Source organism: Johannesbaptistia floridana (assembly GCF_057440575.1).
In genome coordinates this window covers 1-8628 of sequence record NZ_JALKVM010000300.1, presented here as the reverse complement: position 1 = coordinate 8628, position 8628 = coordinate 1, and the positions used below count along the sequence as shown (strand labels likewise).

The following is an 8628-nucleotide window of genomic DNA, read 5'->3' as shown; positions in this document are numbered from 1 at the left end:
GCCCGTAACGCACCGTTAGATGAGTAATGAGTAATGAGTAATGAGTAATGAGTAAAAAGTCATGAGTTTTGAAGTGAGGAAGTCTTGAAGTAAGAAGTCTTGGAGTTTTGAAGTTTTGAAGTAATGAGTTCAGACCTTAATTACGACCCATTGGGTAACAGGTGCCATCGCTTTCCATCCAGAAAACTTGCCTAGAGGTTCACTTCTTTGGATATTAAAACGCAATAGTTGCCCTCCCCATTGTTTTTGCCAGTTAAATAGTTTTTGTTCTCCTTCTACAGTAACCGCATTAGCCACCATTCTTCCTCCTGGTGGTAAAGCTTGCCAACAAATTTCTCCTAACTCGGGTGTAGATAAACCACCACCAATGAAAATAGCATTGGGTTGGGGTAAACTTATAATTGCTGTGAGAATATCTTGAGAAATTATCTGGAGATTGGGAGTGCCAAGAGAGATCGCATTTTCCTGAATATATTCTACTCTTGAGGGGTTTTTTTCTACAGCGATCGCCCGACAGCGCTGATTACTCCGCATCCACTCAATAGCAATTGAACCACACCCTGCACCTAAATCCCAAAGTAATTCTCCTGGTAATGGGGCTAAATTACAAATAGTAATCGCTCTAATTTCACTTTTAGTTATCTGTCCATCGTGGCGGTAGGCAGTATCTGGTAATCCTGGTAATCTTGGTAGTACTAGTTGGTCAACTTGGTCTTGAATACAGGTAATAGCAATTATATTTAAATCCGCCACCGTTTCATAAGACCAATCAGAGGCTATGCCTTCGATTCTCCCCTCATGTTTACCTCCCATTCGTTCTAAAACCACTAATTTACTCTTTCCCCATCCTTGTTGAGTGAGGGATTTAGCGACAACTGCTGGAGTATTTCCCTGGGCGCTTAAAACTAATAATTTATTATTAGGATAAAGATAGCTATTTATTAAAGCGGAATTTCTGCCACAGAGGCTAAGGGTTTCTACTTCTGTTAAAGACCAACCAAGACGAGCACAAGCTAAACTAAAAGCAGATATATGGGGTACAATCGTCATCTCTTCCCAGGTAAAATGACCCATGAGAGTCACCCCAATACCGTAGCAGAGAGGATCTCCTGTAGCTAAAACACACACTGCTTCTCCACGATAATGGGCGATTTCTGCAATAGATTCACTAATAGGCGATTTCCACGCTAGTTTCTCCCGACTATCATCAATAGGCAACATGGCTAGATGACGTTTACCCCCTACTAATACTTTAGCTTTGGCAATCAGGGATCTCCCCTGGGGATTTATTCCTATTAAACCATCTTCTCCAATACCAACAATTGACAACCATTTTTTTAACAACCAAAAAATCTCCAATTCTCAAACTATGATTAAGCGTTACCTAAATCCTAATAATATACGGTAAAAAGATCTGAACTTTCTTATATTTATTTCTAGCCATAAATATTTTAATAGAGAGTAAGGAAGGTACTTGTCAGTCCTTCTGATTGTACATACTGATTTTAAATAATGTTTGCTAAAATTTCCGAGGGCCGAATTCATTTATTACGCTGGTCTCTAACCATTGGATGGTTACTCTTAATCACTTCTCTGTTTTTTGACCCGATTTCTGCGTATTTAACTGAACCTTCTCAGTGGTTAGGACCTGTATCGGATGATTCTTGCTTTCAGTTTCAGGGAGAATGTCTTCCTCTCACTCCATATCCTATTGGTGCTCGTATTTTCTGGGGTATGGTGGTGCCTAGCGTGATTATCACTCTTTTGGTTTTTGGTCATGAAGCCTGGCGCCGTCTTTGTCCCCTTTCTTTTCTTTCTCAAATTCCCCGCGCTTTAAAATGGCAACGCAAACAGTTAGTTGAGGAAAATTCTTGGCTATATCGTCATCATTTAAAGCTTCAGTATAGCTTCTTGTTTGTTGGTTTAAATCTACGCTTACTTTTTGTCAATTCAGACCGCTTCTTACTAGGAATCTTTTTAATTGCCACCATTCTCGCCGCCATTACTGTTGGCTATCTCTATGGAGGTAAAACCTGGTGTCACTATTTCTGTCCCATGGCACCTGTACAAATGATTTATAGTGAACCTACAGGCTTACTGAGTTCTTCTGCCCATACGGCGCCACCTCTATCAATTACTCAGTCTATGTGTCGCACCACTAGCGCCAATGGTCAAGAAAAGAGCGCCTGTGTGGGTTGTAATAGTCCCTGTATGGATATCGATGCTGAAAATGCCTACTGGAGTAAGTTACAAACAGGCGATCGCCAACTCATTTACTACAGTTATCTAGGTTTAGTAATCGGCTTTTATTCCTACTTCGGTTTTTATTCTGGTAATTGGAACTTACTTTCTGCTGGTGTTTGGCATGAAACTAACCAGTTAGCGACTCTCTTTAGTCCTGGTTTTTATCTCTATAATCATGTTATTCCTATCCCCAAAATTATCGCCGTACCTGTTACTTTAGCTCTCTTTTCAACTCTTACCTATCTTCTAGGTATGTGGTTAGAAAAACTAGCCCAAAAACAAAACAAACGTTTAAAACGTCCTCTAACTGCTCAACAAATTCGTCATTACTGTTTCATTCTATTTGCCTTTGCTGCTTTTAATCTTCTGTTTGCTTTAGGAGTAAAACCTACTCTGGGTTGGTTACCTAATTTTCTCACTCCTTTTGTGAATTGGTTAGCGGTGATATTGAGTTGTCTATGGTTAGGAAAAAATTGGCAACGTAGTCCCCAAAAATATGCCAAAGAAAGAGATGCTTTATCTCTACAAAATCAACTCAAACAATTACCTATTAACTTACAAGACTATTTAGACGGTCGTTCTTTAGAAGAACTTAACCCAGATGAACTCTACACTCTCACAAAAATTATTCCTGGTATCACTCGTCAATATCGTCTTGAACTTTATTCAGGAATACTCAAAGAAGCTTTAGGACAAAATCGCATAAGTGTTGATAGTAGTTTAAATTTCTTTGCTAATTTCCGTGAAGAATTACTCTTAACTGAAGACGAGCATTGGCAATTAATTAATCAACTTGTTTTAGATAATAAATTGTCAAAAATTTCTGGAACAGAAAAAACACTTATTCGTAGACCATTAGGGAATAATTATAACTCAAACCCCACTCTTTACAGAGGTAAAAAGTAAAGATAAAACTCTAGTTAATCTTATTAAGAATAATTAACTAGAGTTCGATGAAGCTCAACAAGCAAAATCATCTTAATTTTACCTAAAAAAAGTTAAAATCATGTTAAAAATAAAAATCTTTAATCATCAAATTGAGCAATTTCAAGAACAAGTTTTTCAAGCTCAAATAAATAGCCAAAATTATTGGATTATCGGACGCACTTCTAATTGTGATTTAGTTCTCTCCTCTTCAGAAGTTAGTCGAATTCATGGCAAAATCAACTTTTATCAGGGAGAATATTATTACACTGATTTAGGTAGCACCGACGGCAGCAAAATTAACAATCAACCTCTCACGATTAATCAAAAATATCCTCTTAAATTCGATGATATTATTCAAATTGGTGATTTTGTTTTAGTTGTTTGTGAATTAGAAAAATTAGCCCTAGAAGAATCTAACTCTAACTCTACTTATTGGACTGATGGTGATTTAATGGTACGTTGTGTCAGAATCACTGAAGAAACCAAAGATGTAAAAACTTTTACTTTTGTCTCTGAGTCATCGCTTCTTTTTTCCTATCAACCTGGTCAATTTGTCAACTTAGAACTCGAAATTGATGGCCAAATCGTTCAACGGGCTTATTCTATTTCTTCTTCTCCTAGCCGTCCTGAAACTTTAGAGATTACAGTTAAACGAGTTGGCAGTGCTTCTCCTGATTTACCTCCTGGTTTAGTTTCTAACTGGCTTCACAATCATTTACAAGTAGGTAGTCAAATCAAGTTATTAGGAGGTCCTCTGGGTAAGTTTACCTGCGCTGACACCAAAGACCGTAAGTTATTATTTATCTCAGCAGGAAGTGGCATTACACCGATGATTTCCATGACTCGATGGCTATATGACCAAGCAGTTGAAGCAGATGTAGTGTTTTTTCATAGCGCTCGTACTCCCGATGATTTAATTATGCGTCAGGAATTGGAGTTAATGGCATCGAGACGCTCCCTGTATCGCTTAGCAATGACTATTACTCAATCTGAGGGGGATAAATCCTGGTTAGGTTTGCGAGGTAGATTTAGTGCAGAAATGTTGTTATGTACAGTTGCTGACTGGAAATCGAGAGAGGTTTATGTATGTGGACCTGAACCATTTATGAAGTCAGTTAAAGAGGTTTTCACTAGTTTAGACTTTCCGATGGAAAATTATCATCAAGAAAGTTTTGGTGTAGGTAAAAAGATTGTCTCTAGAAAACCTGAATCTAATTTAGATTCTACGGAAAATCAAAGTCCTGATGCTTCTACCTCTCGGGTAATCTTCCAAGAGTCTCAAAAGCAAGTTACTTGTCAAGCATCGGATTCAATTCTATCTGTAGCCAAACAGGAGGGTGTAAATATTCGTGCAGGTTGTCTTCAGGGAGTTTGTGGCGCTTGTAAAAAACGGAAAATATCAGGTTCAATTAGGTATGAAGGGAATCCTGATGCTTTAGAAAAGCAAGAACAAGACGAAGGTTATATTTTACCTTGTATCGCTTTTCCTGTGGGAGAAGTAGCGATTGAAGCTTGATTAGGGTCTGCTGAAAAAGTAAGTTTTGGTGAGGAGAAAGGCAGGAGGCAGAAGGCAGGAGGCAGGAGGTAATAATGATTTATGAATTTTCGAGTAGTCAAAGAAAAAAATGCACTATTTTTAGCATAATACATCAGAAAATCTTGCACTTTTTCTGACAAAAAATGAGCTCAAACTTTTATCCAGTAACAGTTTTAGATTTATTCAGTAAGCCCTAATTAAGGAAAAATACTTAATTCTAAAGGTTATGAATTACTCTCCTACTCTGTAATAATTGAACTTCTAAGGGCATAATCTATTGATTTGCCTTTAGAGGTTCAATTCTAATAACACTAATTGCCCCGTCTAATCTTTTTTAAACCTAGTATACTTAAAAGGAACATACTGCCGATGATAGTACTAGGTTCAGGGATAGAAGTTATCTGTAGTACTTCACCCTGTCCAGCAAAAAATCCATTATTACTAACATATATATCGTCATTATCAGCGATAGTCAAAGCAGTAGGAGTAATTAAATTATCTACTGCCACGATTCTTCTATTGTCGGGAGTAACCTTAATCAAAGAACCAAAGGGTTGTCCTCCTAAAATTGAATCGCTATCATACTCAAGAACCCAAAGATTGCCTTGAGAATCAAAGTCCACATCTATCACGTTTGTAAATCCACTGCTAAATACTTCCGAGGTTGAGTTATTTAAGTCGATGCGAAATATACGTGCTTCCCCTACAGGTAAAGGAACACCAACTAACTCACCTACATATAAAGCATTATCTGGTCCTATTGTAGCGCCTGTAGGTACTTGTTGAGCAGGAATTGGATCTACGGGTATGGGAAGTCCGGGATTAGGAAAAAAGCGAATTTCGTTAAGTACATTCGCAACGTCAAGATTACTACCATCTAATTCAGCTTGCAAAATAGCATTAGCACCTGAATCAACAACAAAGACTTGGTCCCCTTCTAAAACTACGCTATAAGGATTACTAACAATATCATTAGGAAAAATTGGGGAGAAATCAGGGCTAAAAACAGTTATTATTAATCTCAAAGTCACCTAAGTTAGCAATATAATTAAGAGTCTCTACAGGATTGTCTGCAAATAAATTAACTTTGGCGATAGTGGCCATATTTCCTGCTTGATTGCCTAATTCAGGTGTGATGAATTCTGAGCGAAGATTAGGATTACTAGCAAATCCAAAGGCGATATACTCAAATCTTGCATCTATACCTAATGTTACTGGTTGTGGTTGAGTAATGAGTAATGAGTAATGAGTAATGAGTTAAAGAATTGATGCTCAACGCTTAAAAATTGGTATACCTTTGCAAGATATTGGCTAAAGAGAAATGAACTTTTTCTGAGGTTATTTTAGTACATAAGTTCTGGTGAAAGATCTGAGATATAAGCATTTCCATCAGAATCAAACACAATATCATTAGGTCCAGAAGCATCTGCTGAAAATGGAGGTAGAGGAGGTTGTAATGAAGGCCCTAATCCTTCAGGTATTGCCACAGAGGGTAAACCAGTGATAATTGAAGTTGATGTTTTATTGATAACATCAATACCAGTAATTGCCCCAGTGAGTCCGAATTGTAGTTGTGCGCCTGGAACACTAGGAGAAGGAATAGTTGGTAAAGTAGAGTTAAATTCTGTAACAGGTCCTCTTCCTGCTTCTGTAACATAGAGTTGACCATCAGGTCCAAAAGTTAACCCTCTGGGGCTGTTTAAATTTGTCGTTATAGATTCAACTCGAAAATTGGCTGCGAGAGTTTCATTTTGTGCATTTATTGTACATAAACAGATAGTCGTTAAAATTACACCTTGAAAGCGATTCATATTTTTAACTTTACATACTTTTAATAATACATTCAGTTGATAATCTTAGCAAATTTTAACATTTTTTTAACCAGGACTATCCTGTGCGAGGGTCTGAGTTTAAGGGGTTAGGATCAATTCTTTTACTTCAAAACTAATTACTCATTACTTCAAAACTAATTACTTCAAAACTCAACCACCATCAGTAACTTTGGGGAAAGATGCAAGATCTAAGCTAAGCGTAGCGCAGCACTATAGCAGAAACAAAAAAGGTAATTTACCAAGTTCAGTTGTTTTAGTTTAACAGCGATCGCTTTCTTCTTTTACTTAAAGTTTTTTTGAAAGGAAAAAACTATGGCTAAGCATTCTTGTTGAGTTAAGATAATACTAAAACCTTTGTAAGCTATAACTTCGCCATTGCTCGGTTTCTGATTCTTCTTTGAGTAAACGCCAGGTTTTTCCCTCTATTTGTCTTTGAAGATAAATATCAAATTGATTATCTTGTTGTTGTACTTTTTCCTCAGAAAGTTTCAGAGTCAGATGGTAATCTCCCTGTAAATGATAAGTAGGTAATTTACCAAGATATAAGGGCTCAAGTTGGTTAATTTTAACTTTACTGATTTGTAATTCCGGTAAAGAAGTAGTTAGTTGATCGCTCAAAGTTTGTTGAGTTTGTTCTAGTTGAACGGCGATCGCCCTCTTGACAATCTCCCCATCCGGTGAATAAGTCAAGGGTGGTTTCGGCGCCCCACAGGCTGTAGTCAAAAATAGAACAATAAAAATAATTAAAATTGGTAACATTTGCCTTATAGTGGGGATAAACCCTAAATAAGTAGAAAATAAAGGTGATTTTAAATTCATTTTTGCTAAAAGTCGCTAATTTGACTAAAAAAAAATAACTCAATTAAAATTTTAGTTGGGGACTTCTCTCAACATTGTTATTCAACATTAGTAAAAATAAGTATTTAATTAGCCCCTTCTTTACCTGATAATAAACTAAATCAAACCAAAACATCTAAGTCCTATAGGGTTAAATCGTTATGGAAAAATCATCTAAAGCTGAAAATATTGCTATTTTAGAAAAAACCATCGCACAATTGCAAGCAGTGGTTATACAATTAAATTCGGAAAAATCGGCAAATTTACCAGAAGCCTCAGAATTAGAAAGTTTACTCCAATCTAGTCAAAAAATAGCTCAAGAAATTGCTGCCTTTGACAAGTCTGAAACTCCCACTCAATCAACTAATGAGTTAAATAGTGATTTAAGCTCTCCACCAACCATAGAGGAAACCAAAGAAGAAATCTCTAGCACAGTTAAAACCAAGTCCTTCCGAGGTATAATCCTAGGGACAATTACCACTGTATTAATTATTGCCTTAGTTGTTTTTACCTTAAAATATTTTCCTAGTGAAACCGTTGAGCAACCTAATGAAATAGTAGAAACGCCCACGACTGTAGAAGAAGTGCCCGAATCTACCTCCTCTTCTCCGATGATTGAAGAAGAAACTAGTAAACCCGAACCCCAACCGCTACCATCACCAAAACCTGCTCCAAAATTAGAAATACAACCCCAACAGGGTTTAATTGCGGAGATTCAAGCAGAAGTAGCAGAAATAACTGATAAATACAGTGAAGACTTAATTAGATTTGTAGAGGCTGATTTTTTAGCTAGTCGTTTAATTATTCGAGTAGGGGAACAATGGAATGAGTTGAGTGAATCCCAAAAGCAGAATATTGCTAATCAGATTTTAGCACGTTCTCAAATCTTAGATTTTCGTAAATTAGAGCTACGAGATTTAAATGATTCAATCTTAGCTCGTAATCCAGTAGTTGGCGATCGCATGGTCATGTTTGAGTAATGAGTAATGAGTAATGAGTAATGAGTAAGAAGGTAGCCTGTAGTTGTAGTTGTAGGGTGTGTTAGGGCGAAGCCCGTAACGCACCAAACATGAGTAATGAGTAATAAGTAATGAGTAATGAGTAAGAAGGTAGTATTAGTAGGGTGTGTTAGGGCGAAGCCCGTAACGCACCAAACATGAGTAATGAGTAATAAGTAATGAGTAATGAGTAAGAAGGTAGTATTAGTAGGGTGTGTTAGGGCGAAGCCCGTAACGCACCAAACATGAGTAA

The 8628-nt window shown here is 37.0% G+C and carries 7 protein-coding genes; 3 read left to right on the top strand and 4 right to left on the bottom strand.

Features of this window, described 5'->3' with window-relative positions:
• Nucleotides 1-129 precede the first annotated feature (129 nt).
• Nucleotides 130-1344: a precorrin-6y C5,15-methyltransferase (decarboxylating) subunit CbiE gene (cbiE, locus tag MW688_RS18010; RefSeq protein ID WP_486737397.1), complete on the bottom strand. Its 1215-nt coding sequence runs from the start codon at nt 1342-1344 to the stop codon at nt 130-132.
• A 168-nt stretch (nt 1345-1512) separates the two neighbouring features.
• On the opposite strand from cbiE, the gene MW688_RS18005 reads away from it, so the two are divergent.
• Both MW688_RS18005 and MW688_RS18000 read left to right on the top strand, forming a co-directional pair.
• Nucleotides 1513-3150 (top strand): hypothetical protein, encoded by a 1638-nt coding sequence (locus tag MW688_RS18005; protein WP_486737396.1) that lies wholly within the window; start codon nt 1513-1515, stop codon nt 3148-3150.
• Between the two features lie 100 nt (nt 3151-3250).
• A complete protein-coding gene (locus tag MW688_RS18000) occupies nt 3251-4687 on the top strand; it encodes an FHA domain-containing protein (protein ID WP_486737395.1) in 1437 nt (478 codons plus the stop codon).
• Nucleotides 4688-5019: 332 nt separating this feature from the next.
• Here MW688_RS18000 and MW688_RS17995 read toward each other — a convergent pair whose 3' ends face one another.
• From MW688_RS17995 to MW688_RS17985, 3 genes are all read right to left on the bottom strand, one after another.
• Nucleotides 5020-5733: a ScyD/ScyE family protein gene (locus MW688_RS17995; RefSeq protein ID WP_486737394.1), complete on the bottom strand. Its 714-nt coding sequence runs from the start codon at nt 5731-5733 to the stop codon at nt 5020-5022.
• Nucleotides 5734-6051: 318 nt separating this feature from the next.
• Nucleotides 6052-6519 carry a hypothetical protein gene (locus tag MW688_RS17990; RefSeq protein ID WP_486737393.1) on the bottom strand — a complete coding sequence of 156 codons (468 nt, stop codon included), beginning with the start codon at nt 6517-6519 and terminating at the stop codon, nt 6052-6054.
• Nucleotides 6520-6885: 366 nt separating this feature from the next.
• Nucleotides 6886-7359 (bottom strand): hypothetical protein, encoded by a 474-nt coding sequence (locus tag MW688_RS17985; protein ID WP_486737392.1) that lies wholly within the window; start codon nt 7357-7359, stop codon nt 6886-6888.
• Nucleotides 7360-7538: 179 nt separating this feature from the next.
• Between MW688_RS17985 and MW688_RS17980 the strand changes: the two genes are divergently transcribed.
• Complete coding sequence (locus tag MW688_RS17980; protein WP_486737391.1) at nt 7539-8357, top strand: hypothetical protein; 819 nt, start codon at nt 7539-7541, stop codon at nt 8355-8357.
• Nucleotides 8358-8628 lie beyond the last annotated feature (271 nt).

Excerpts from the sequence above, each read along its gene's own strand:
- MW688_RS18005 (WP_486737396.1), top strand. The coding sequence starts at position 1,513 with ATGTTTGCTAAAATTTCCGAGGGCCGAATTCATTTATTACGCTGGTCT.
- MW688_RS18000 (WP_486737395.1), top strand. The coding sequence starts at position 3,251 with ATGTTAAAAATAAAAATCTTTAATCATCAAATTGAGCAATTTCAAGAA.
- MW688_RS17990 (WP_486737393.1), bottom strand. The coding sequence starts at position 6,519 with ATGAATCGCTTTCAAGGTGTAATTTTAACGACTATCTGTTTATGTACA.
- MW688_RS17985 (WP_486737392.1), bottom strand. The coding sequence starts at position 7,359 with ATGAATTTAAAATCACCTTTATTTTCTACTTATTTAGGGTTTATCCCC.
- MW688_RS17980 (WP_486737391.1), top strand. The coding sequence starts at position 7,539 with ATGGAAAAATCATCTAAAGCTGAAAATATTGCTATTTTAGAAAAAACC.